Source organism: Bacteroides difficilis, from assembly GCF_048319815.1.
GTDB classification, from domain to species: domain Bacteria; phylum Bacteroidota; class Bacteroidia; order Bacteroidales; family Bacteroidaceae; genus Bacteroides; species Bacteroides zhangwenhongii.
This window is the reverse complement of the sequence record NZ_CP182814.1, coordinates 1,914,473-1,940,994: the sequence shown is the minus strand read 5'-3', so window position 1 is coordinate 1,940,994 and position 26,522 is coordinate 1,914,473. Positions and strand designations below refer to the sequence as shown.

The following is a 26,522-nucleotide window of genomic DNA, read 5'->3' as shown; positions in this document are numbered from 1 at the left end:
AATTTCAGTGTCTAGAAAGCTAAACGTATATACCCAACCGGTACATGTCCGAAAGAAAGTGAACGGGCAATTAGTAATGCTCGGCTTTGATGTTACCACCTTTACACCTGCATCCTATCAACGTCATCGTCTTTGACGACCCTAAGAAATCTAATCTTGTGGCTGGCTTCGTACTTAGATGCTTTCAGCACTTATCCAATCCCGACTTAGATACCCAGCAATGCACCTGGCGGCACAACTGGTAAACCAGAGGTCAGTCCAACACGGTCCTCTCGTACTAGTGTCAGAGCCACGCAAATTTCATACGCCCACGATAGATAGAGACCGAACTGTCTCACGACGTTCTGAACCCAGCTCGCGTGCCACTTTAATGGGCGAACAGCCCAACCCTTGGGACCTTCTCCAGCCCCAGGATGTGACGAGCCGACATCGAGGTGCCAAACCCCTCCGTCGATATGAGCTCTTGGGAGGGATCAGCCTGTTATCCCCGGAGTACCTTTTATCCTTTGAGCGATGTCCCTTCCATGCGGAAACACCGGATCACTATGCTCTAGTTTCCTACCTGATCGACTTGTATGTCTCCCAGTCAAGCGCCCTTATGCCATTACACTCTGCGGACGGTTACCAATCGTCCTGAGGGCACCTTTAGAAGCCTCCGTTACACTTTTGGAGGCGACCACCCCAGTCAAACTACCCACCAAACAGTGTCCTCGTTTCTACGAGTTAGAACTCAAATAATCAAAGGGCCGTATTTCAACAGCGACTCCACACAAACTGGCGTCTGCGCTTCAAAGTCTCCGGCCTATCCTACACATCAATTACCCAAATTCAATGTTAAGCTATAGTAAAGGTTCACGGGGTCTTTTCGTCCCATCGCGGGTAATCGGCATCTTCACCGATACTACAATTTCACTGAGCTCACGGTTGAGACAGTGTCCAGATCATTACACCATTCGTGCAGGTCGGAACTTACCCGACAAGGAATTTCGCTACCTTAGGACCGTTATAGTTACGGCCGCCGTTTACTGGGGCTTCAATTCAATGCTTCTCTTGCGATGACATCTCCTCTTAACCTTCCAGCACCGGGCAGGTGTCAGGCTGTATACGTAATTTTTCAATTTGGCACAGCCCTGTGTTTTTGTTAAACAGTTGCCTGGACCTATTCTCTGCGCCCAACTCTCGTTGGGACCCTTTATCCCGAAGTTACAGGGTCAATTTGCCTAGTTCCTTAACCGTGAATCACTCAAGCGCCTTAGTATATTCAACCCGACTACGTGTGTCCGTTTGCGGTACGGGTACCTCAAGGATTAAGTTTAGCGGATTTTCTTGGGAGTATGTTTACACGCACTATTACCTTATTCCGAGGAATTTGGTATACTATCAGGTTCGACTCTTATCCTGGATTTGCCTGGGATAATCAACATCTACACCCTTCAACGGACTATTCCGTCAGTCCGCGGCGCTGTCACTCCTCCGTCTCCACGTCACTCCTTAAGGTAGTACAGGAATATTAACCTGTTCTGCCATCGGCCTCACCCTTCGGCTGAGCCTTAGGACCCGACTAACCCTGATCCGATTAGCGTTGATCAGGAAACCTTAGTCTTTCGGCGAGGGGGTTTCTCACCCCCTTTATCGTTACTTATACCTACATTTGCTTTTCCACACGCTCCAGCAAGGCTCACGCCTCACCTTCGACGCAGAGTGGAATGCTCCCCTACCGATGTTTACACATCCCATAGCTTCGGTAAGATACTTAATGCCCGATTATTATCCACGCCAAACTCCTCGACTAGTGAGCTGTTACGCACTCTTTAAATGAATGGCTGCTTCCAAGCCAACATCCTAGCTGTCTTAGCAATCTGACTTCGTTAGTTCAACTTAGTATCTATTTGGGGACCTTAGCTGATGGTCCGGATTCTTCTCCTTTAGGACATGGACCTTAGCACCCATGCCCTCACTCCTGTGATAGGACTAATGCGCATTCGGAGTTTATCAAGACTTGATAGGCGGTGAAGCCCTCGCATCTTATCAGTCGCTCTACCTCACATTAGTAACTCACAAGGCTGCACCTAAATGCATTTCGGGGAGTACGAGCTATCTCCAAGTTTGATTAGCCTTTCACCCCCACCCTCAGTTCATCCGGAAGCTTTTCAACGCTTATCGGTTCGGTCCTCCAGTTAGTGTTACCTAACCTTCAACCTGACCAAGGGTAGATCACTTGGTTTCGCGTCTACTCCTTCCGACTGGTCGCCCTGTTCAGACTCGCTTTCGCTTCGGCTACACATTTTAAAATGCTTAACCTTGCCGGAAAAAGTAACTCGTAGGTTCATTATGCAAAAGGCACGCCGTCACTGCTTACGCAGCTCCGACCGCTTGTAGGCGCATGGTTTCAGGGACTATTTCACTCTTCTGTTCGAAGTGCTTTTCACCTTTCCTTCACAGTACTGGTTCGCTATCGGTCTCTCGGGAGTATTTAGCCTTACCGGATGGTCCCGGCAGATTCACGCAAGATTCCTCGTGTCCCGCGCTACTCAGGATACCACTACGCTTCGTTTAGCTTCGAATACCGGACTATCACCGTCTATGGTCCCATTTTCCAAAGGGTTCTTCTCACTAAAGTTCTTGCGATGTCGTGGTCCTACAACCCCAATATTGCCGTAACAACATTGGTTTGGGCTAATCCCCGTTCGCTCGCCACTACTTGGGGAATCATTATTATTTTCTTTTCCTACAGGTACTAAGATGTTTCAGTTCCCTGTGTTAGCCTCCATCCAGGATGGATGACATTCCTTCAGAATGTCGGGTTATCCCATTCGGAAATCTTCGGATCAAAGGTTATTTGCACCTACCCGAAGCTTATCGCAGCTTATCACGTCCTTCATCGCCTCCGAGAGCCAAGGCATCCGCCATGCGCCCTTGCTTACTTTCTTTCAAACTGACTTCCCTGTATATTAGACTATTGCTAGTCCGCATACCGGAAACGTACGGTTCGATATATACTTTTAGCTCTTACTAAAATTTTACTTTTTGTATCATCATGTCAAAGATCGTTTCTCTTTTCAGAGATCGTGGAGAATAACGGATTCGAACCGTTGACCCTCTGCGTGCAAGGCAGATGCTCTAGCCAGCTGAGCTAATCCCCCAAGAGGTTATCAAGAATTACTGTCGTTCTTGAGTTTGGTAGTCCCAGGCAGAGTTGAACTGCCGACCTCTACATTATCAGTGTAGCGCTCTAACCAACTGAGCTATAGGACTAGTTCAACCTTGTCTACCTGTTGAGTTAGACTCGGCTTCTTTTTCTCTTGTTTATCTCTATCTATAATTCTATAGATGGTTGATCTATATCTATAAATAAACAAGTACCAGTAGTACAAAAACAGAACCTTTAAAGTCATCATTTTTTTCAGTGAGAAAGCAAGTCCAGATAATGGGAGTAAACTCCTGGCTCTCAACTCTCAACTCTCAACTTATTACGGCATCGCTCCAGAAAGGAGGTGTTCCAGCCGCACCTTCCGGTACGGCTACCTTGTTACGACTTAGCCCCAATTACCAGTTTTACCCTAGGACGCTCCTCGCGGTTACGTACTTCAGGTACCCCCGGCTTTCATGGCTTGACGGGCGGTGTGTACAAGGCCCGGGAACGTATTCACCGCGCCATGGCTGATGCGCGATTACTAGCGAATCCAGCTTCACGAAGTCGGGTTGCAGACTTCGATCCGAACTGAGAGAGGTTTTTGGGATTGGCATCACGTCGCCGTGTAGCTGCCTTCTGTACCCCCCATTGTAACACGTGTGTAGCCCCGGACGTAAGGGCCGTGCTGATTTGACGTCATCCCCACCTTCCTCACATCTTACGACGGCAGTCTCTCCAGAGTCCTCAGCATGACCTGTTAGTAACTGAAGATAAGGGTTGCGCTCGTTATGGCACTTAAGCCGACACCTCACGGCACGAGCTGACGACAACCATGCAGCACCTTCACATTTGTCTTACGACTAACCAATTTCTTGATTATTCAAATGCAATTTAAGCCCGGGTAAGGTTCCTCGCGTATCATCGAATTAAACCACATGTTCCTCCGCTTGTGCGGGCCCCCGTCAATTCCTTTGAGTTTCACCGTTGCCGGCGTACTCCCCAGGTGGAATACTTAACGCTTTCGCTTGGCCGCTTACCGTGTATCGCAAACAGCGAGTATTCATCGTTTACTGTGTGGACTACCAGGGTATCTAATCCTGTTTGATACCCACACTTTCGAGCATCAGTGTCAGTTGCAGTCCAGTGAGCTGCCTTCGCAATCGGAGTTCTTCGTGATATCTAAGCATTTCACCGCTACACCACGAATTCCGCCCACCTCTACTGTACTCAAGACAGCCAGTATCAACTGCAATTTTACGGTTGAGCCGCAAACTTTCACAACTGACTTAACTGTCCACCTACGCTCCCTTTAAACCCAATAAATCCGGATAACGCTCGGATCCTCCGTATTACCGCGGCTGCTGGCACGGAGTTAGCCGATCCTTATTCATACGGTACATACAAAAATCCACACGTGGATAACTTTATTCCCGTATAAAAGAAGTTTACAACCCATAGGGCAGTCATCCTTCACGCTACTTGGCTGGTTCAGACTCCCGTCCATTGACCAATATTCCTCACTGCTGCCTCCCGTAGGAGTTTGGACCGTGTCTCAGTTCCAATGTGGGGGACCTTCCTCTCAGAACCCCTATCCATCGAAGTCTTGGTGGGCCGTTACCCCGCCAACAAACTAATGGAACGCATCCCCATCGATAACCGAAATTCTTTAATATGATTATCATGCGATAATCATATGCCATCCGGTATTAATCTTTCTTTCGAAAGGCTATCCCGGAGTTATCGGCAGGTTGGATACGTGTTACTCACCCGTGCGCCGGTCGCCATCTCCAGTTTGCAAGCAAACTGAAATGCTGCCCCTCGACTTGCATGTGTTAAGCCTGTAGCTAGCGTTCATCCTGAGCCAGGATCAAACTCTTCATTGTAAAAGTATTTTCATCTATCCCATAGGATAGCGTTTTGCTCTGTTCAGGATGCCGTACAATTTATTGACTCTATTACCTATACCTATATTATATAAGCATTGACGGTTCTATTTTAACTTGTACTACTTGTATTGTTTATCAATATTTCAAAGAACTTGCGCTTCGTTTTCAAAAGCGGGTGCAAAGGTAAGGGGTTTTATTTTAACTGCCAAACTTTTCGGAAGTTTTTTTCGTTTTTTCTTTTTCGGTTCGTTTCTCAGGCTCTCTTGGCGAAAGGGAAAGAAGGGACGAAAACGAAAAACGCTAAACCGCGTCTCTTTGCGAATCGGACTGCAAAGATAAGAACTTTATTTATTATGATCCAAACTTTTCAGGAGTTTTTTTGTTCTTATAGTTAGGCGGTCCTACGCTTTGTCATCATGTCAATTCCGCAAGGCTCTCCTCTCCTGGAAAGCGGGTGCAAAAGTACTCGCTTTTCGGATATACTCCAAATATATTCCACTGTTTTTTTGAAGTTTTTTGGAAAGGAAAAGATAAACCGCTGAAACATAACCAAGTGACGGGACATTTTTTTAAAGAATGGATGGGGCGGGGAAAAAGGCTGGAAGGAAAGGCACATTATTATATTCATGCGTGCGTATGTGTGCGCACGAAGGGGGAAAAGAAGGAAGCGGGCAGGACGGATATACACAGAAGTTTTTCGCACTTTCCTCTATCACCTATCACCTGTAATCATAAGCGTCCCTGTTCATCGGGGTTTAAGGCATGGTGATAGGTTGCTGTCAACCTATCACCACACCTGTCACCTATCACCCGCCTATCACCCGACGGAAGACGATGAAGGGGAACAATAAACAATAGATATACAGGATATTAACAGGCTAAATACGGGATAGGAATAACCAATATATAGGATATTAATAACTCACATATAGGATATTAACAACCTATGTACAGGGTGTTAATACTCAATACATAGGCTATTAATGACTGAGAAGACAGGTAGTAATGACTGAGAAGACAGGTAGTAATGACTGAAAAGCAAGTATCAAGAGCCGAAAGAGAGCGGTAGAACAGACAGTTTCAAGTAACAGAAAATGTAGTTTCACCACAGGAAACTAGAAGTTCAAGCAAATGAAACTAAAGGTTCAAGCAGGGGAAACTAAAGTTTCAGGCAGATGAAACCAAAGTTTCAAGCAGGAGAAACAAAAGTTTCAAGCGGGGGAAACTAAAGACACATTGTGGTTTAATGTTTTTAGTTGACCACTTTAAGGCTTATTTTCAAAGTCGGTTGACTCAGTTAATACTTATTTTTATTACAAGTTGACGCTCTTTTTCGCTATTTGCTATTAAGGTTGACTTTAAAAAATATCAAACAATAGCGAGGAGATTATCTTAGGGTATGATTCCTCTCTCCCTGCGGTTGTGTAGGACATTCTTTGTGGGTCAATGCAAAGTTAGTGATATTTCCCTAAGTTGCAACCTCTTTGATGGCTTTCTCGCGGTAACTGATCCATCTTTTTTTTATTTCTCCAACCTGCTTGCCCGCCTCTGTCGGCGTCATTCCGTCCAAACTCATGTGAGGCCGTTCGTTGTTGTAGAAGTCTATGGCGGCTTCGACGGCAGCTTTCACCCCGTGGATGCTGAAAAATTCCATATCCTTGAGCAGTTCGTTTTTGATGGTATTGTTTACCCTCTCGGCCACAGCGTTGTCCTTCGGATCCCCAGTTTCAGTCATGCTGATCTTGATGCCGAGGCTCTTCAAGCGACCGGTGTATTCGTAGCTGGCGTATTGCACGCCACGGTCAGAATGATGGATGAGAGAGTCTTTCAGGACTTTGACATCCTTTATACGTCTCAGGGCCATCTCCAGAGCCTCCATCGGGTATAGAGTTTCCAATGTTGCGCCAACGCTGTAACCGACAATCTCCTTGCTGTAACAATCTGTAACCAGTGACAGATAGCAGAAATCATATAGACCCTTTTCCGGTACAGTCCAGAATGGTATATAGGTAATATCGCTTACCCATAACTGGTTGGAGGACTCAGGGATGAGCCGTCGTGTCAGGTCGGGATAGGTAGGATAGGCATGATCGGAGTTCGTGGTGCGGGCGCGGCGATTCTTCTTGCGTACCTTGAGGTTGTACTTCTCAACGATGTCGTAGAAATGATTGTAGCCCACACCGTGATCTTTACCAAACTTCTTGTTGTACATCTCCCATAGCTTGCCCCCACCTATACCGGGATCTTTACCGCGGATTTCCCTGATATACTCCACGCAGAAAGCCTCTTCGGCCAGTCTGGACATCAGGGTGTCCACATGTTTGTAATAGGCTTGTTTGTTCTTACCAAGCAGTCCACACAGCGACGTCACAGGATAAACCCTGACATCGCGTGTGTGAAGCCTGCTGACTACTTGGTGCCAGCTTTTTTTAAGTCAATGCCATATACTTCCTTACCGAAGTTGACCATCTCTTCATAGAAGTCGGCACGCAGCTTCTCTGTTGCCAGTCGCTTCTTTAATAATGCCACTTCCTGCTTGAGCTTGTCATAATCTGCCGGAGTGACATCCTTGCCTTGTTTCTTCATCTCTTCAGCGATTTGGGGATTACAGGACTCAAAGGTACGAAGAACTCGATAGAAAGAAGAACGGGAAAGACCTGTTTCCTGAAAAATATCCGCTTTTGATTTTTTGTTGACATAATACATCTCATAGATGTGATGATGCATTTTCACCCGCTCCAAGGCAGATGACAGACGTAATGTTTGATCCTTTTCCATAATTGGGATTTTAGGAGTCAACCTTTTTTAAAACAAGACAATCTGATTCCGCATCTTCCGTAGCTCGCTGTTCATTTTCACGACCTCTGCAGCGGTAAAAGTAGAACCTACGCCATTCATAATCTTCCTTTCCGACTCGTCAAATACTTCTTCTTTCATCCGGTAGCCTGTATACAGTAATTGTTTCTCCGATTGTGTATCACCTGAAATACTAAAGGGTAACTGCCATTATTCAATATCCTACTCTTATTCAGCATAAGTTTCACTGATGTTATCATATCTTGTTTTTTTGTTTGAGACGTAAAAGTACGAAGTTCACCTTACTTATCAGAACTATTTTTCCGCCTGTTATGCAAGAAACAAGAAATGGAATAAGAAGTTTTTCCACTTTAAGAATAGTTATCGAATAAATATAGTTAAAATACACGTTCTACTAATCAGGACATTTTTGTTACATAATTCCAATATACATACACATAAATTAAATATATATGTAACTTACGATATTTCATTACATAATATAAATATTACCGATATTTATTATTTTGAAAATTTAGAATATTAGGCATAGCTTTGCACTATGGATTTTAGGGAGTCATCCGCTCCTTTAAAAGGAAGAGGTCATTCCTCGGTGTGCAACGGGTCGTTCCTTTAAAACCAACATACGTAACCATTTAAATTTCAACCTCTTACCGATTTAAAAATCCGTTCTCGTAACCCATGAAAGTTTTTCCAACAGACACGACGGAATCTACCGCATGAAGCGACAATCAGTATACAACAAATTTCAACAATTCAAAATTCAAATCCCATGGTTATAGTCACGTTTACCATTAAGCTATATCTGGCAAAGTATATGTATGTCCGATACGGACAAAGTTTAGAACTTCAATCGCACAGCAATCCACCATCAAGGCTCCACATTCCAATCCACCTCTCCCACCTCACTCCCATTTATCACTTCTTGCATCAATTATCTGTTCCTCATCCGCAAGGCGTTTCCTGGAAAGAGACTGGAAATATCACTTTTGTTCTTCCCAGCCCAAGGCTGGGGAAGAATCCGGAAGTTTATAATTATTTCGGCCAGGACAGTATCTTTATTATTGAAAAGGAAATTGAAGTGGAAATGAAAGCGGAGCTTTATTCATTCCCGTTGGAAAATAAGTTCAAAAATGGAGTGATGTATATAAAGTCAATGCATGATTTGTGGTAAAGTATGATATGGCGGAGTCGGTGGAAGAGGAAAGTTTGATGAGAGGTTTTCAGAGGTGGAGAAAGAAAATGAAATAAGAATTAGAATAATATTAAGATCTTTCTTGCAATAAATATATCACTACATATTAATACTATCAATTTATCAAGTAAGTAATGCAAATTAATAATTTCAACCAATATAGACTTATCTGAAAATCAAATACCTTAAGATCGATAACAAAAAAGTTTGAAAATCTAATTAACATTATAATTATTATTACTAATTTTGACTCATTAAAAACAATCTGTGAACACCAAACACATTAATTATGGACTATTTATACGAAAACTTGGGCGATGAAAGATTTCAAGAATTTTGCAGTACATTAATTGCAAAAGAATTTCCTAATTTGCAGGCCTTTCCTGTAGGCCAACCAGACGGTGGACGAGACTCTCTTGTATATATCATGAATTCCCTAGAAAAAAAGTTTATTGTTTTTCAAGTAAAATATGTTAGAAATCCAAAATCTATTACAGACCCACACAAATGGCTTACTAAAATAATAAAAGAAGAAAGTCTCAAAATTAACAGATTAATACCCAAAGGAGCAAAAGAATATTATTTGCTAACAAATATTGATGGAACTGCTCATTTTGAAAATGGATCCAAAGATAAAGTCAATGAAATATTAGAAAATAATATATCTATCCCTGCCCAATGTTGGTGGAGAGATGATATTTCACGCAGATTTGAAAAAGATCCAATATTTAAATGGTCTTTTCCCGAAATTCTTAATGGGCAAGACATTTTAAATTCATTAATATTTTATAATCTAAATGAGAATAATGAGCTCAGAGAAGCAGTAATAAAAGCCTATTTATCAGACCAATACAGAATAGACAACGAAGTAAAATTCAAACAAATAGATCTACAAAACAAACTTATTGATTTATATACAGATGTTCCTGTACGTATTAAAGAATTTGACCATAAAAATAAGAAAATAAAAAGAATTCTAGAAACTATAGACAATGCTAACATAACAATCAACAATGAATATTATAACATTAATGGAGGATTCCACCGAGAAGTTATTTTTGGAGCTGCCAAGTTTCTATTAAGTTCAAAAGTTCAAAATGGCATAGAACGTATCTTACTTGAGGGAGGACCAGGACAAGGAAAATCAACAATCTCCCAATATATTTGTCAAGTCCACAGAGCAAAGCTCTTAAATAAAATCGAAGATCTGAAATTACTACCAGATGACATTCGTAAGAGTCCAGTAAGAATTCCATTCAAAATAGATCTACGACATATTGCCTCTTGGATTGAAAAAAAAAATCCTTATGATTCGCAACTGAATGAATATACTTTTAATCATATCTGGGCTAAATCATTAGAATCATTTATGATTGGACATATATCATATCATTCACCCAACAGTAATTTTACGATTTCTGACCTAACTGCTATAGTCAAGAAAAATCCAATACTAATAGTTTTTGATGGATTTGACGAAATTGCGGATATTAATATACGACAAGAGGTTATAGACTTTATTGACAAAGGAATAGAAAGACTAAAAGCAAACACTAATCTTATACAAGTTATAATTACATCACGTCCAGCTGCATTTTCTAATGCAACTGGATTCCCGGTCGCCACATATCCACATTTCGAATTAACAGATATAACTCCTCAATGTAGCAAAGAATATGTCGATAAATGGGTTAAAGCCAATAAACTCGACAACAGAGAAGGAAATGATATAAAAAAATTAGTAGAAGAAAAATTACAAATTTCTCATTTAAGAGAACTTGCAAAAAGTCCAATGCAACTAGCTATTTTTATAAGTTTATTAAGAACAAGAGGAGAATCCTTACCTAATAAACGAACTGCATTATATGATAGTTATATTGACCTCTTTTTCAATAGAGAATCTGAAAAAAATCAAACAATCAGAGAAAACCGTGATTTAATAATAGATATCCATAAATATATTGCCTGGATTCTTCATTCAGAAGCTGAATTATACAATAACAACGGAACAATCACATTCAAAATATTAATAGAGAAAATTAAAGATTATCTACACAAAGAAGGTTATGAAACAGAAATTGCAGATAAGTTGTTCCAAGCAGTACAAGAACGTGTTTGTGCATTGGTTTCAAGAGTGCAAGGAACATATGAGTTCGAAGTCCAACCTCTTCGCGAATATTTTTGTGCAAAATATCTATATCAAACAGCTCCATATTCTCCTGCAGGAAAAGAACGTTCTGGCACTAAGCCTGAACGCTTTAATGCTATAGCTAGAGACTTCTATTGGAATAATGTAGTTCGTTTTTATGCTGGATGTTTTGATAAAGGCGAACTAGCTATGCTAGTAGATGAATTGAAAGAGTTACAAAACGACAATTTATTGAAATATACCAATTATCCAAGATTACTTACATCACAATTACTATCCGATTGGGTATTTACTCAATATCCCAAATACCTCAAAGAGGTAGTAAAAATCATATTAAACGGCATAAATATAAATGGGATAATTAATCAAAATAGACATTTTTATGGAAGCGAGGAACCAATTATGTTACCCAATGAATGTGGACGTCTTGAAATTATAAAAGAATGTTTTGAACAATTAAAACAGTATCCGCATCGAGATTATGCTAATGAACTAATAGGATTAATTAATAATAATCCCCATGAAGAAATTATAGATATATGGAAAAAAGAATTGAATAATATCTCCATAGAACGAACATTACAATGGTTAGAATATGGATACAGGATGCAAATTATTCACAAAATAGAAGACAATGTATTAACAGATCTAATCTTACAAGACACAAATACTTATTCACAAGAACAAAAAATTCAAATCATTATCAACGGAAATAGATTAGATATAATCAATAATAATATTAACATCAAAAAAATTACATTGAATGGAATTTTAGCTGGTAGAATTTCTATAATGCTTCAGAGAAAAAAACAAACTTCAAAGTTACAATATTTACTTATACTATTGCAACCATTTATCATTGCTAGTATAGTACATGAAACAGAGTCAACTAATGAAAGCCTCAATTCATATATACACAATAGATTTAGAATTAATGATTTTTTCAACGAAGAAGATAAAAATGATTTAGGTAACAAAATTTTTCCCGATGATGAAATAGATAATTTAATCAAGAACCTAGAAGATGAAATATCTAATTATCTAAATTTAAGTCTATCCGCATGGAGAAATGATTTAAATAATTGGGACTTACTTATAGAAAAAATGAGAGAAATTTTTAGTGACAGATGGATTTTCCACGTATTAGCCACTATAATCTCAGGTATCAAAGATAAAAAAGTACCTAGCAAAAAATATCAATCTTTAACAGATGCTTCATTATCATTATGTCAAAGAACAAAATACGCTCGTACAAAAAGTGGAGATTTAAATTATTGGAAAGAGCAATTTAATCAATCTCACAACCTAGACTTTATTTACCTTGTTTTTTTAACCTGGGCTACACCAAGAAGTATTATCAATTTATCTAAAGAAATCAAAAACTCTTTCAGCCACATCACAAAGGAAAATATTTTACGATTATCCAATAGTTTAATGAGTACCTCTTATTACACGAGAATAAAAAATGCGCAAGCTAGAGAGATAATAGACTCCACACAGTTTAAATCCCTACCTTTTGATATCCAATACTTAATTAGTTTTCGATTTCCAGATGAGCTACGCTCCAAATTTATATGTAATCAAGAAAATAATATCTCCACAATTTTCAATGCAGATATCATAAAAACTAAATTTGAGTCTTTAACTACAAAGTATTTAAATGACACCCAAAACATGGATTTACTAAATTCAATAAAAGAATATTATCTTCTTTTCTCTAATTGTCATATCAATGACGAGTATATTTTTCATCGATATTTCAGGCTACAAAAGGAAAATATATTAACAATACCAATTAATATAGCCCAAAATATTATGAATGACTCTAAATCTTATCCAAGAATAATAACATCAATTGCAGAAAAATCATGTAGACTATATGCTAATAGGAATGTAAAAATAGTGGGACAAGTGGCTAAAGACTGTAATTGGTTTGACTAAATAATACATATTACAATTTTCATGGCATAAACGTAAGCATCCGATAAAGTACCGGTTTTCTCTGTTATATTTTCATTATAAGGTACTTTATCGAATGCTTACCAAGATACAAAAATCTCAGAAATCGAACCTTGTTTAGACTTTACAGAGGAACATTTACTGAATATCCCTACGTATCATCCATACTAAAGCAGTTGTTTTCTATCTCGTTAATTCTTGAAACTCACCTATTACCAGATTGAAATTCATTAGTATACTCGTATTCATTACAAACTTTAACTTTCATCAAATCAGCCAACGAAACAGAAAAAGCACTTGCTGACAAATTTCCCTTCTTATACCCATCTAAAAGCCTTATATCCCATTTCACGCCTTCAAATTCAGGTTCAGGTATTCCTTCTATATTATAAATTAAATAGTAATCTCCCGAAGGTTCTTTATACCCTATTTTTTCCAACTTTTCTTTCGAAAAGATCCGAGGCCCTTTAGGAACCAATTTATATAATCTTCCAGTCAATAACTCTCCTTCTCCATGTAATAATAAATAACGCGCAGATATAACTTCTTTACTCAAATGTAGAGAACCATTAGCACTACCAGTACGAGTATTATATAATTTTCTTTTTAGAATCCAATCTAATTGTTGTTCATTTTTATAATACCCAATTAAGACGTATGTTTCATCAGGTAATAGATCACGATTTTTCCCATAAGGTTCTGGTAAAGGCTCACGTAAACTACGACTATTATTTTTACTCAATACAGAATATGTATGATAAGCTAGCTTCTCACGTAAAGAGGTTCGATTTAAGAAATTATCAACTACATCATCAAGAAAAGTTAGAAATGCCTGTATACTCTTATCATAATCCCTAGGAGAAATAGCAAAAGCGCCCAACCCAGGAATGATTTCATGAAAGCCATGAATAACTTGATTTTCTGTTCCTGGGTAAAGGATATAAGCTCCTCCTGTTCTTCGAATAGCATCTTTATAAGCATGCATTTTTAATAAATCAGCGCGCTTATAAGTTCCTCGCTCTTCCTCTCGCTTCACCTCCGATAAGTCATCGGATACTTCATCATCATTCTTATTTGTATTATCACGAAGAAATAATTGTTCTATTCTATATTTTGCATCAAAATGTATATGCGTAATCAGCTCTTCTCGTTCAGCTTCTTCACTAGTTATGTCTCCTGGCCATATTGTCAATGTATAGTCGGGACGAAAACTCCGAGTCCAGCTTCCTGATAATTGATAGTTATCTGTATAACTAAAAGTGCGATTATAAGAAAAACATATATTTAATTTACGACTATCTGTCTCATATATGCCACTCAACATAATCATTTTACCTTGCTTTAAGGTTAGATTTAACTCATTACTACAATCAATGAGTTCTTCTTTACTTTTTGGTGGAATGTGAAACTTCTGGCTCAAAACATCTAATAATTTGAAGAAAAGCCAATACTCATACAATCTGGCAATATCCTTTTTTCCAGCTCCATACACATCTTCACCACCTTGCCAAGTAAGTCGAGCAGCCATATCAAACATTAACCATTTCTGAAAGATTTCCCGATACCCTTCTTTTCTTTGTAGAATTGGACTATTTAGAGGCAGTACATTTATCTCTGAAATATTACGGAACAAAGGATATGACAGATACTGTAACAACTTCTCACAGACTAAAGAGGCTTCCTGTTTTAATCGTTGTCCAGCCTTAGAATGATGTTGTATAGAAGAACAAAATGTTAAAAATGAACGCAACGCATACTTTATAAAACGATTTTCTGGAATATCAGCAGTTTCTTTTCTAAAAGCAACAGGTACGCAGCGTGGCAATGTATCGAAACGCTCTTTCAAAGGATGTTGATTAGGCAAAGAAACTCTACTAGTTGCACGAGCAAGTTGCCTTAGCGTATGTTGCCCCCAACGTTTTACATTGCAAAGTTGTCTTTCTTCTTCTGAATCAATCCATCTTTTAACTGGAGACAACTGAATTTGATACATTGCATCGACAAAAGAGTCGCTATCAACAAGCGAACGGACAAAAGCAAAACGCTGATAATCTGATCTAGGAGCTTTAGTTATATCTACCTCATAACGTTGTATCACAGGAGAACTTTGCTGCATAAGTAGTTCTGTACAAAATTCTGTGATATCCTCTAACATTCTACGGTAGTCATCACGATAACCGACTTTGGCAGAACGAATCTCAAAAACAACTTCACCTACCTTTTTATTATCTTCTTTTTGTAAAACATCAATGCTATATGTACCCACATAAATTCCTGTAGATATACCTCCACGACTAATTGCTTGGCGACTTTTGCTATTAGTTAAAATATCTCTATCTTCTTGTAAATAGTAGCTATTCTTATCAAGCTCAAAATCATACATACAACCTTCTTGTAATTGAAAAGGAGATTCTCCATATTCTTTGGCGTCCTCACTTTTAAACAAAGTATTCTTTCGCCTAGCAAAAACATATAAGGTTGTACAATCACCATTATTTAAAGCAATATGTATTGATAACTCATCCATACGTCATGCTTCAGCAAAACTAGTAAAACCATTATCCAACGCAGCACAATACATACGCCATATTTTTTCTGCAGACAGTGGATATTTAAATTGGTCATTATGAACAAACTCTATTGTATTTTCTAAGGTTAACTCGGCCCCCTTAACAAGGCAAAGATTCCATAATGCTTTTAATACAGGTTCCACCTTCTTACGAGAACCATGTAGTTTTGGCAACAGTTTTTGTATAATTGCGGCATCAACAATAGCATCACCTTCCAACTTAGTGTTAACTTTCTCTGCTAAAGCCATAAATCGAAAAATCTCACAGGCTGTGCGATACCCAAATTCTGCATGTATTTTTTTTAACTCATAAAAGAAACATTCTAAAGAAGCAATAATAGACGCTTTACGTTCTTCAGGAATTTGCAAGTTCCAAGAATTAACTGCCATATTTACAAAGGAAGTTGCTTGCTCAACGCCTTTATTATTGATAATATCTTTATGAATAGGCTGAAGTTTCTGCAAGAAATCTTTCATATCCTTCTCCATAATACGAAATTCTAAGACATTTGCACGGTCTAAAACCTTAGGGCTAAACATATAAGTCGTCTCATCTACATTAATTGTTCCTATTATAAATAAGTTACGAGGCAATTTTATAACAGGAGCAATTTCTTTATCTAAACAATCCTTCATTAAAGGAATCCCTTCTTCTGACTCCATTACACTCAAAAAATCAGAAAAATAACGTTCAACATAACTTAGATTCATTTCATCAAGAATTAAGAAGTATGGCTTTCTTGGATTCTTGTTTGCTTCTATTATAAGATCCAATGCTCCATTATCGGGTTTTACATAAGCTCCTTTTTCCAGTGCATTAGGATATCCAATCAAGAATTCTCGATTTGTCCAATCTGCTCCAACAGGAATCATACAAACCTGTTTATCTACATCTTCACAAATCCATTTTGCAAACATCATAGCTAATTGCGTCTTACCAGAACCAGCTAAACCACTTAAAATAACAAAAGGCTTTGTCAACAATGACAAGATAAAACGAGAAACAAACTCTGATGAGAAAACAAGCCCTGTAGAATTTAAATCGCTCATAAATGATTCAGGCTCAAAATCTTTCTCGTCGTACTTTTTACTTTGACCAGATAAAGCAATTAACGAGTTTTTATCTGAAGTTACTATGTTCTTATACTGGGCTATTATTTTTTTCAAGTCTTCTTCAATTAAAGCATAATTCAAAGGTTTGGTTGTATCGTACACCGCATAAACATAAGAATCTCCATATCTATCTGGTATTATATTTCTTTTTTTTAAATAGGAATTAATTGTTTCTACATTATTATCTAAATTCCAGGTAACAGCCGGTACAGTCCCTTCGCTGACTCCATAAGCCAATACCAAAATATTATATTTCTTATAAAAGAGATATACAGGATATATTCCATTACTTGTTTTTTGTCCATGTGCTAAAAAAGAGATCCATGGCACACGTGCTAAACTGGCCATTCCGAAGCTTACTTTCACTTGTAAATCATCAAAATACCTTATATAATCTTTGGTTTTCAGACTATTACTTTTGGCTTGCTCCAAAAACTTTACTAATGTTTCCGATATAGAATTGGATTCGTTCTTCAAAACTATTTCAAAACCATTATCTTTCAATATCTTAAAACAAGTAGTACCTTTTCCGCCTTCAAATTCATTACGATCTAATTCTTCTCCATTTGCAAAAACATTAGCATAAGCCAAAACCAATTTAGGTGGAAACCTTTTTCCATTGTATAACAGATCATAAGTGGACGAATGAGCTTGAGGTGGAATACCCTCTTCTTCTATTTTACGGATACCCTGAAGAATATCATCGCGTTTTATGTTTCTAGGTAATTCTTTCATAATAAAGTTATTTGTACTTTTAACTTCCTAACTAAATCACCGTAAAAGTACAAATTATTTATATAAATCAAACAACAAACGGGTATATCATAATTATTATTTTACAGGATGTTATAATAACAACTATCATCGCACTATAACTATACCTAAAGAGGTATATTAAAAACATTAATCATCATTTTTACACCCGAAACAGACAAGTTAAATTGACTTTCTCGGTTATTATCAAATAAGGCCAAATGACCTAGACAAGAATCATTTGGAAAAGCTTCAAGCCAATGCGGTCGCTATCTGATGTACATTTTCTTAAAATAACAGGAAAAAAGATTCCATTCTCAAAAACAATCACTATATTCGAAAATTAATAATACTTTATTTATGGACACTGACATTATTACATTTCTAAGACTAAACTATAGTTTATCATCAAGCACCGGAAATATTGAAGAAGAGCGTTATATCAATAAATATAACATCGAGGTATACGAAGTCCAAATAGATGAGAACGACAAAGAAAGTTCTTCGCTAATAGGAAAAGTAGACGTTAAACTTTTCTTATGGGAGCTATGTATAGAAGATAATTATTGGGTTGATGATTTATTTTCCCAACTCGATCATAACGAATTAGGAGGTCTATTATTTGATTATGAGACTAATAGCTTTAAGAAAGAATGGCAAGAAGAAATCGATGAATCATCCAATTCAAATATTCTATATTTAGACCGAATTGAAATTTTACCAGAGTATCGCGGAAAAGGATATGGTAGACTCATTACGAAAGACATTCTCCTTCGATTAAATAGTTCATATGGAATTGCGATTCTAAAAGCTTTTCCATTACAATTAGAAGCCAGCCATCCTAACCCTTCTAAACAAAAAAATGAATGGAATACTAAAATGAATTTTAAACAAATGGAACAAGATAGTAATATCGCAAAAAAACAGTTATATAACTTTTATAAGGAAATGGGATTTAAACGTTACAAACGTAGTGAATACTTTTATTTAAACCCTGCTTTCCAAAACCCCAAACTAGATAAAATAGATATTAATGAGTTGTCCTAACAGGATCTTAACAACTCTCTGATTTTTCGATTATAATCGAAAAAATGTCTTATCAAATCACTCATTAAATCTCCCCATTCACCCCTAATCCGAATAAAGCAAAATCGCCCAGGCAAGGATCATCCGGAAATACTTTGGCCAATGCCATCGTTATCTGACGGGCATTTTTCAAAGAAAAAGTTTCCGTATCCGTCAACTTGAAATAATGTGCTACCCGGCATACATGTGTATCTAAAGGAACAATCAAATCTCTGCGATCAAAACTTTCCCAAATCCCCAAATCGACCTCCGAATCCCGACGAATCATCCAACGCAAAAACATATTCAGTTTCTTTTGAGGACTTTTGGCAGAGACTTCAAGAAATGCACATAACTTTTCCATTGGTATTCCGGGATATAACATCAAAGCTTCCTCCAGACTTTCAAACTGTGTATAAGCTGTATATAATCGCCGAAAGTATCCATAAAAATCAGCATACGACAACATCCGATAAAAGCTATTGGTCGCTCCCGAAGGAAAATCCTTCTCCCACTGGCGGGACAATACATATTGATAAGGTGAATCTCCCATTAATCTATGCAGTTCGTCCGCCTTCTTCAATATCTGTTTGCGATTGCCAAAACTCATAATTGCCGTCAACAGACCACTGATTTCAATATCCTGTTTCAACGTATATCGATGAGGGAACTGCACCGGATCACTTATAATAAAGTCTGCACGATGATAAATCTCCGCACACATCAAAAGTTTATTCTTTATATCTTCAGTCATTTTGAGAAAGTATCAAGTATTGAAAGCACAAAAGTACATATTCTAGTTGGATTTCCTCTTTAAGTAAATGACAGATTGTATCCCTAATAAAATAACAAACAGATATTCTGCCGTCATATACACAGTCAGAGAAGCATGAAAACATTCACTTAACAGATACAGATAAATCAAATATACCAGAATAGTGATTAACTGGAAGATAAAAGCGAGCTTCGTCTTTCCTGTACCGGTAACAGCATTAATATAAACATATCCGGGCAGTGCAAAAGCATAATTCAACAGCATAACTATAAAAGGATAGAAAGCTAATCTCACCAGATTATCGTTATTCGTATAAAATCCGACAATCCATTGATTGCTCCAAAGAGCTATCCCTATCAACGGAAGTCCCACCACATAGCCCAGCTTAAGAACTTTACGACAAACAGGAAAAAGTTCTTTCCCCGCTCCTGCTCCAATCAAATTACTGACTAACGCTCCCGTAGTGGATGCAAAAGAATTGACTATCACAAAAAAGACGGTAGAAACACTACGGGTAATATTGGAAATAGCAAGCTCTGTCTTTCCCAGATGCTCGATAGCAACGAAGAACAGAAACCAGGGAGCAACGCTGATAAAAGAGTGAAGCATACTCCATACAGATAGCCTCAACAACTTTATTAACAATTTCCCATCATAAACGACCTTCAGCCCATATTTCACTTTATCTACCCTCACCCACATATATAATAGGAGTACGATAAAAGCTCCGAACTCTGCCAAAGAAGAAGCCATCGCCGCCCCGGATATACCCAGATTCAGTTTGAATATCAGCAGATAGTTAAAAGGAATATTGATACAGATAGCCATGATAGCTGCTGCGGACAATGCTTTGGTCGTTGTTATCCCTACCAGAAAAGACCGGAAAGCTAAAAAAGGAAATGAGAACAACAAACCGAAGCTACGCCAATCCAGATAATGAATCACTGCCCGGTAAATTTCATCCGAAGTTATCAACCGGCGTAAGATAAATGGAGAAACAAACAAAATCAGCAAACAAAGAATGACTGCCATCCCCGACAGGAAATATAATCCCTGAAAAAATGTACGTCCCGTCTCTTTATAATGTTGTTCCCCATTTCTCCGGGCAATCATTACCTGCAGCCCGATGCTGAATCCGAAGCCCAGCATATAAACAGCCAAATAATAGATTCCGGCAAGCGCAGAAGCTCCCAGTTCGACTTCTCCCACATGCCCCAGGAAAATAGCGTCGGTAATATTGATTAATTGTTCCATCAGAATGCTCATCATCACAGGAAAGTTGATGAGCCATATTTGCTTATATGTATAATTCATTGCTCAACTTAAAAATAATACGATACGGTATACCACATCATAGCAGCACACAATTCCGTAAATTTATAAAAATGGATATAAAACTCTTTGGCAGGCGAGTAGTTGCCTGTCGGATAGCTGAATAGCCCTGTTAGAAATGATGCTATTCGTTGAGCGTAGCTATATGCAGAGTTTCATAAATAGATGAATACTGTTGGTTTATCAATCAATTACGCTACAAAGATAATAAATCTTACTCTATATCACAATATGGTACGGTATTAGCAGATTACTTATAGTAAAGAGATGTATTAAAAACATTGATCACGACATTAACAGATTGATTTATAAAGATATACCATATTCTAAAGCTAAAGAATGATTCTTAAATATCTTTCTCTTTTGAAAAAGGGCATATCATTTTGAAAAGAGTAGTAACCAATAAATAACCAGATAACAATGAAAGTTTGTAAATTCGAGAAAATTAAAGATGAGGATGAAATGAAGCAAGTAATCAATTGTATTCAGAAAGAACATCCTTATGTAGCTGTAGTCCCTATATTGGCACAATTACAGGAGTGGTTACAGGCTATTTCCATCAGTTGGTTTCACGAAGAAGATGAAGCTTCTCATGCCACAGTCAATGCCATCGAAACATATTGCTGTACCCTTGCCAATCATCTCATTACAGATTCGCACTTAAATCAGGAAATTAAAAACCGGATTCTGGAGTGCATAAAGAAAATACATATACTTGTAGAAGACAAAGCAGATTTACTGATTGATAAAATGATAAAAGCGGAAGTATACGGATTATCCAGCGATTTATTCACTTATTGCTTACGTCAACAGGGTCTTCGTGCCCAAACATTAGATACCGGCAAACTTATACAGATCAACCTGGAAAGAAAGCCGGATATCCCATATATTCAGGAATCTATCCAACAATACATTGACGAGAACCGGAATGTGGATATTTTTATCGCCCCACTTTCCATTTGCAGGAATGTGTATGGTGAAATAGACTTCATGAGCGAACAACGCAATGATTACTATGCAACAGTGCTTGCCACCCTATTCAAAGCGGACGAAATACTGTTATCCACCCCTATCAATCATATCTACGCAAACCGAAATTGCCTGCGAGAACAACATTCACTAACTTACATAGAAGCCGAACAACTGATTAACAGCGGAGTACACCTGCTCTACGCAGATTGTATCACCCTTGCGGCACGCTCTAATATAGTTATCCGCCTAACCGATACACACGATCTGTCAACAGAACGCCTCTATATATCTTCCCATGACACAGGCAACAGTGTCAAGGCCATCCTCTCACAGGATTCGGCTACCTTTGTACGTTTTACCTCATTAAATGTATTGCCCGGATATTTGTTTATGGGTAAGATATTGGAAGTTATCAACAAATATCAAATCAATGTCATCTCAATGGCCTCATCCAATGTATCCATCTCGATGATGCTGACAGCCAGCCGGGACACCCTGCGAATCATTCAAAGGGAACTACATAAATATGCCGAAATGGTTATGGACGAAAATATGTCTGTAATACATATCATCGGCTCCCTTCATTGGGAACGCACACAAGTAGAAAGCCATATTATGGATACTATCAAAGATATCCCCGTATCTCTCATTTCTTATGGAGGAAGCGATCATTGTTTCACACTATCTGTACATACCACAGATAAAAACAGACTGATTAGTTCGCTATCCAGACAATTTTTCGAGAGCCAGTATGCAGCCTGATCCAAAGCAAAAACACTTTCCAACATATCTTTCGTGTCCAGAATATGTATCCTTATCCGGCTTTATATCTTATATTCCTCTATCTTCCGATACAGGGTAGTAAGTCCAATTTTCAGCAAACGGGCAGTTTCCGTTTTATTTCCCTTAGTGTATTCCAAAACACGGGCAATATGCCTCCGCTCCATTGCCGCCAGTTCAAAGCCCTCCGCACTATCGTCCGAACATTCGTAATGAGTATTTTGAATTTCCAAAGGTAAATCGCAAACATCCAACCGCCCACCTTCGCAGACAATCAGGCTACGCTCGATAACATTTCGCAATTCGCGGATATTTCCTTTCCAAGACTGTTTCTCCAAAGCCTCCAGAAAAGCGGGAGTCATCTCACTAATAGAATACGAAAGTTTCTCGGAAAAGCTCTTGGCAAAAGCTGCTGCAAGAATACTGATATCCCCTGCCCGCTCACGAAGTGCAGGGAGATGCACCTGAAATACAGAAAGACGATAGAACAAATCTTCACGAAAACGTCCCTCTTTGATTTCTTCCTGCAGGTTGCGGTTCGTTGCAGCAATGATACGCACATTCACCCTGGTAGGCTTTGTGTCACCAACTTTTATATACTCGCCGATTTCAAGAATACGCAGTAACTTGGCTTGCAGTTCAAAAGCCATTTCCCCTATCTCATCCAGAAAAATCGTTCCGTTATGAGCTTCCTCAAAAAGCCCTTTCTTATCTTTCAAAGCACCGGTAAATGAGCCCGCCTTGTGCCCGAACATCTCACTCTCTAATAATTCCTTACTAAAAGAGGAGCAGTTAACCGCTACGAAATTCTGTTTACTCCGCTTACTATTATAATGGATAGCCTGAGCAAAAACCTCTTTTCCTGTCCCGGTCTCTCCGGTAAGTAATACCGGAACATCCGTGACAGACACCTTCTGTGCCAAAGAGATAGCCTCTTTCAGCACTTTCGATTCTCCTAAAATAGCATCGAACGAATACATCTGCCCGACTTTCTTCTCCAGTTTTTCCAACCGGACATTCATTCTTGCTTTCTCCGCAGCACGACTAATCAAAGGAATGATCTTATTATTATCATCTCCCTTCGTTATATAATCGAATGCACCATTCTTGATCGCCTGCACCCCGTCAGGAATATTGCCATGTGCGGTGAGAAGAATCACTTCCACATTAGGAGCCTGCTTCTTGATATTCAGCACTAAATCCACCCCATTCCCATCAGGAAGAAAAACATCACACAGAACCACATCGGGCGATTGGACTTCAAGTTGTTTGACAGCAGCTTTACAATCGCCAGCCTGACACACTTCGTACCCTTCAAGTTCCAGCATACGTGCCAAAAGGCTACGAATCTGGATTTCATCGTCAACAATAAGAATCTTACTCATACAATTTACTTACATTTAATGGAAGAATAAAAAACAGGGTGCGCAAATATAACTTTTTTCGATGAGTCTATGAACATTTCTTATATATAGTTCGTTATTTCCATAGGAAACTATTTACACTATAAAATTATGAAGATTATCATTATCGGAGGCGTTGCAGGAGGAGCTACCACTGCTGCCCGAATCAGACGAGTAGACGAGACAGCAGAAATTATCCTTTTGGAAAAAGGAAAGTATATATCGTACGCCAATTGCGGGCTGCCTTATTATATAGGAGGAGTGATTGAAGAACGGGAAAAATTATTTGTACAGACTCCCGAAGCATTCTCGACACGCTTCCGTGTTGATGTCCGCACGGAAAACGAAGTGATTTTTATTGACCGGAAGAAAAAGACGATCACCGTACGTCAGAGTAGCGAGGATACGTATGAAGAGAGCTACGACAAACTGCTGATATCAACCGGAGCTTCTCCCGTACGGCCGCCATTACCGGGAATCGACCTTCCGGGTATTTTCACGCTAAGAAATGTCACAGATACAGACCGTATCAAAGAATATATCAACAGCCATTCTCCCCGAAAAGCGGTAGTGGTAGGAGCCGGATTTATCGGTCTCGAAATGGCCGAGAACCTGCACGCACAAGGGGCGAAAGTCTCGATTGTGGAAATGGGGAATCAGGTAATGGCTCCTATCGACTTCTCGATGGCTTCGCTCGTGCATCAACACCTGATGGACAAAGGAGTGAACCTGTATTTGGAACAAGCCGTAGCTTCTTTCGAACGGGAAGGGAAAGGACTGAAGGTTACTTTCAAGAACGGACAGTCGATTTCTGCCGATATTGTCATTCTATCTATCGGGGTACGGCCGGCAACCAGTCTGGCCCGGGCTGCCGAGCTAACGATCGGCCCTGCCGGCGGTATTGCCGTGAACGACTATTTACAGACATCCGACGAAGCCATTTATGCTATCGGTGACGCTATCGAATATCGCCATCCAATCACCGGAAAGCCCTGGCTCAACTACCTTGCAGGCCCTGCCAACCGTCAAGGACGCATCGTTGCAGACAATATACTGGGAGCTAAAATTCCATACGAAGGTTCCATCGGCACTTCCATCGCCAAAATCTTTGATATGACGGTGGCTTCCACCGGCTTGCCCGGCAAACGGCTACGCTTGGAAGGTATCGATTATATGTCGTCTACCATTCATCCCGCTTCTCATGCCGGATACTATCCGGACGCTATGCCGATGAGTATAAAGATTACGTTCGACAAACAAACGGGACGGCTGTACGGAGGACAGATTGTCGGCTATGACGGAGTGGACAAGCGAATTGACGAGCTTGCGCTTGTCATCAAACATCAAGGTACGGTATACGACCTGATGAAAGTAGAACAGGCATACGCTCCTCCATTCTCCTCCGCCAAAGATCCTGTAGCAATAGCCGGATATGTAGCGGAAGATATGATTACGGGTAAAACGAATCCTGTCTACTGGAGGGAGCTGAGAGACATCGAGATGGAGAATAAATTCTTACTGGATGTCCGTACACAGGACGAGTTTGCATTAGGATCATTACCGGGAGCGGTCAATATCCCGTTGGATGAACTCCGGGACCGGATGTCGGAATTGCCGAAAGACCGTATGATTTATACGTTCTGCGCCGTCGGCCTGCGCGGTTATCTCGCTTACCGGATATTGACGCAACACGGATTTGACAAAGTACGTAACCTTTCGGGCGGATTGAAGACTTACCGTGCGGCCACAGCCCCCATCGTTATACACCAAGAGAATGAAGACCAAACAGACGAATCCCCTTCACCGCAAGAGAAGACACTTTCGAGCGAGCCATCAGCCGCACCGGAAATTCCCGTAGCAGCTGCAAAAACAATCCGTGTGGATGCGTGCGGACTGCAATGTCCCGGTCCAATACTGAAAATGAAAAAGACGATGGACGGACTGGCTTCCGGCGAGCGGGTAGAGATTACGGCTACCGATCCGGGATTCCCGCGTGATGCTGCCGCATGGTGCAGCTCGACCGGCAATCAACTCATTTCCAAAGAGGCATCCGGAGGAAAATCTGTTGTTATTATAGAAAAAGGAGAACCAAAAGCGTGCAATATTGTTACTTCTTGTGAGGGCAAAGGAAAAACTTTTATCATGTTCAGTGATGATTTAGATAAAGCTTTAGCTACCTTTGTACTTGCCAACGGTGCGGCAGCCACAGGACAGAAAGTTACAATTTTCTTCACTTTCTGGGGATTGAACGTTATCAAGAAACTGCATAAGCCGGAAACCGAGAAAGATATTTTTGGAAAAATGTTTGGCATGATGTTGCCTTCCAGCTCGAAGAAACTGAAACTTTCAAAGATGAGCATGGGAGGAATAGGCGGAAAAATGATGCGGTATATCATGAATAAGAAAGGTATTGATTCTTTGGAATCACTGCGTCAACAAGCTCTGGAGAACGGAGTGGAATTTATTGCCTGCCAGATGTCGATGGATGTGATGGGAGTGAAACAAGAAGAACTTCTGGACGAAGTGACTATCGGCGGTGTAGCGACTTATATGGAACGGGCCGACAATGCCAACGTTAATCTGTTTATTTAACGGAACGAAATAATAAATATATGCAATGA

10 protein-coding genes, 2 tRNA genes, 2 rRNA genes and 3 pseudogenes are annotated in these 26,522 nt (G+C 39.3%); 5 read left to right on the top strand and 12 right to left on the bottom strand.

Features of this window, described 5'->3' with window-relative positions; all coding sequences use genetic code 11:
• Positions 1-50 precede the first annotated feature (50 nt).
• The 7 genes and pseudogenes from ACNOGP_RS07180 to ACNOGP_RS07150 all read right to left on the bottom strand — a co-directional run.
• A 23S ribosomal RNA gene (locus tag ACNOGP_RS07180) occupies positions 51-2,930 on the bottom strand.
• Positions 2,931-3,069: 139 nt separating this feature from the next.
• Positions 3,070-3,143, bottom strand: a tRNA-Ala gene (locus ACNOGP_RS07175).
• A gap of 35 nt (positions 3,144-3,178) precedes the next feature.
• Positions 3,179-3,255 (bottom strand) — tRNA-Ile (locus tag ACNOGP_RS07170).
• A gap of 232 nt (positions 3,256-3,487) precedes the next feature.
• A 16S ribosomal RNA gene (locus tag ACNOGP_RS07165) occupies positions 3,488-5,016 on the bottom strand.
• Together the 16S and 23S rRNA genes with 2 tRNA genes alongside form the textbook arrangement of a ribosomal RNA operon.
• A 1,471-nt stretch (positions 5,017-6,487) precedes the next feature.
• A pseudogene (locus ACNOGP_RS07160) lies at positions 6,488-7,396 on the bottom strand (IS3 family transposase); the annotation flags it as partial.
• Between the two features lie 32 nt (positions 7,397-7,428).
• The gene (locus tag ACNOGP_RS07155; RefSeq protein ID WP_270539437.1) at positions 7,429-7,797 is read right to left on the bottom strand and encodes a hypothetical protein; all 369 of its coding nucleotides are present in this window, start codon (positions 7,795-7,797) and stop codon (positions 7,429-7,431) included.
• Between the two features lie 39 nt (positions 7,798-7,836).
• Positions 7,837-8,075 (bottom strand): annotated as a pseudogene (locus tag ACNOGP_RS07150) (Arm DNA-binding domain-containing protein); the annotation flags it as partial.
• A gap of 533 nt (positions 8,076-8,608) precedes the next feature.
• On the opposite strand from ACNOGP_RS07150, the pseudogene ACNOGP_RS07145 reads away from it, so the two are divergent.
• Together ACNOGP_RS07145 and ACNOGP_RS07140 are read left to right on the top strand one after the other, a co-directional pair.
• A pseudogene (locus tag ACNOGP_RS07145) lies at positions 8,609-9,087 on the top strand (hypothetical protein).
• Positions 9,088-9,320: 233 nt separating this feature from the next.
• A complete protein-coding gene (locus ACNOGP_RS07140) occupies positions 9,321-13,121 on the top strand; it encodes an NACHT domain-containing protein (RefSeq protein ID WP_186968554.1) in 3,801 nt (1,266 codons plus the stop codon).
• Between the two features lie 223 nt (positions 13,122-13,344).
• Here the strand turns inward: ACNOGP_RS07140 and ACNOGP_RS07135 are convergent, their stop codons facing one another.
• The gene (locus ACNOGP_RS07135; RefSeq protein ID WP_418214420.1) at positions 13,345-15,666 is read right to left on the bottom strand and encodes a DUF2357 domain-containing protein; all 2,322 of its coding nucleotides are present in this window, start codon (positions 15,664-15,666) and stop codon (positions 13,345-13,347) included.
• A 3-nt stretch (positions 15,667-15,669) separates the two neighbouring features.
• On the bottom strand, positions 15,670-17,556 hold the full coding sequence (locus ACNOGP_RS07130) for an MrcB family domain-containing protein (RefSeq protein WP_418214419.1): 1,887 nt from the start codon (positions 17,554-17,556) through the stop codon (positions 15,670-15,672).
• 378 nt (positions 17,557-17,934) lie between these two features.
• Here ACNOGP_RS07130 and ACNOGP_RS07125 point away from each other — a divergent pair, with 378 nt between their 5' ends.
• The gene (locus tag ACNOGP_RS07125) at positions 17,935-18,621 is read left to right on the top strand and encodes a hypothetical protein (RefSeq protein ID WP_186968551.1); all 687 of its coding nucleotides are present in this window, start codon (positions 17,935-17,937) and stop codon (positions 18,619-18,621) included.
• A 64-nt stretch (positions 18,622-18,685) separates the two neighbouring features.
• Here ACNOGP_RS07125 and ACNOGP_RS07120 read toward each other — a convergent pair whose 3' ends face one another.
• Both ACNOGP_RS07120 and ACNOGP_RS07115 read right to left on the bottom strand, forming a co-directional pair.
• Positions 18,686-19,393 (bottom strand): TIGR02757 family protein, encoded by a 708-nt coding sequence (locus ACNOGP_RS07120; RefSeq protein WP_186968550.1) that lies wholly within the window; start codon positions 19,391-19,393, stop codon positions 18,686-18,688.
• A 42-nt stretch (positions 19,394-19,435) separates the two neighbouring features.
• Positions 19,436-20,728 (bottom strand): MATE family efflux transporter, encoded by a 1,293-nt coding sequence (locus ACNOGP_RS07115; RefSeq protein WP_418214418.1) that lies wholly within the window; start codon positions 20,726-20,728, stop codon positions 19,436-19,438.
• A gap of 438 nt (positions 20,729-21,166) precedes the next feature.
• On the opposite strand from ACNOGP_RS07115, the gene ACNOGP_RS07110 reads away from it, so the two are divergent.
• Positions 21,167-22,480 carry an aspartokinase gene (locus tag ACNOGP_RS07110; RefSeq protein WP_418214417.1) on the top strand — a complete coding sequence of 438 codons (1,314 nt, stop codon included), beginning with the start codon at positions 21,167-21,169 and terminating at the stop codon, positions 22,478-22,480.
• A 62-nt stretch (positions 22,481-22,542) separates the two neighbouring features.
• On the opposite strand, the gene ACNOGP_RS07105 is transcribed toward ACNOGP_RS07110, so the two are convergent.
• Positions 22,543-23,883 carry a sigma-54-dependent transcriptional regulator gene (locus ACNOGP_RS07105; protein WP_418214416.1) on the bottom strand — a complete coding sequence of 447 codons (1,341 nt, stop codon included), beginning with the start codon at positions 23,881-23,883 and terminating at the stop codon, positions 22,543-22,545.
• A 129-nt stretch (positions 23,884-24,012) separates the two neighbouring features.
• Here ACNOGP_RS07105 and ACNOGP_RS07100 point away from each other — a divergent pair, with 129 nt between their 5' ends.
• On the top strand, positions 24,013-26,493 hold the full coding sequence (locus tag ACNOGP_RS07100) for an FAD-dependent oxidoreductase (protein WP_418214415.1): 2,481 nt from the start codon (positions 24,013-24,015) through the stop codon (positions 26,491-26,493).
• Positions 26,494-26,522 lie beyond the last annotated feature (29 nt).

What these genes read in the sequence shown, in the direction of transcription:
- ACNOGP_RS07120 (WP_186968550.1), bottom strand. Translation starts at nt 19,393, where the DNA reads ATGACTGAAGATATAAAGAATAAACTTTTGATGTGTGCGGAGATTTAT.
- ACNOGP_RS07110 (WP_418214417.1), top strand. Translation starts at nt 21,167, where the DNA reads ATGAAAGTTTGTAAATTCGAGAAAATTAAAGATGAGGATGAAATGAAG.
- ACNOGP_RS07115 (WP_418214418.1), bottom strand. Translation starts at nt 20,728, where the DNA reads ATGAATTATACATATAAGCAAATATGGCTCATCAACTTTCCTGTGATG.
- ACNOGP_RS07125 (WP_186968551.1), top strand. Translation starts at nt 17,935, where the DNA reads ATGGACACTGACATTATTACATTTCTAAGACTAAACTATAGTTTATCA.
- ACNOGP_RS07135 (WP_418214420.1), bottom strand. Translation starts at nt 15,666, where the DNA reads ATGGATGAGTTATCAATACATATTGCTTTAAATAATGGTGATTGTACA.
- ACNOGP_RS07100 (WP_418214415.1), top strand. Translation starts at nt 24,013, where the DNA reads ATGAAGATTATCATTATCGGAGGCGTTGCAGGAGGAGCTACCACTGCT.
- ACNOGP_RS07105 (WP_418214416.1), bottom strand. Translation starts at nt 23,883, where the DNA reads ATGAGTAAGATTCTTATTGTTGACGATGAAATCCAGATTCGTAGCCTT.
- ACNOGP_RS07155 (WP_270539437.1), bottom strand. Translation starts at nt 7,797, where the DNA reads ATGGAAAAGGATCAAACATTACGTCTGTCATCTGCCTTGGAGCGGGTG.
- ACNOGP_RS07140 (WP_186968554.1), top strand. Translation starts at nt 9,321, where the DNA reads ATGGACTATTTATACGAAAACTTGGGCGATGAAAGATTTCAAGAATTT.
- ACNOGP_RS07130 (WP_418214419.1), bottom strand. Translation starts at nt 17,556, where the DNA reads ATGAAAGAATTACCTAGAAACATAAAACGCGATGATATTCTTCAGGGT.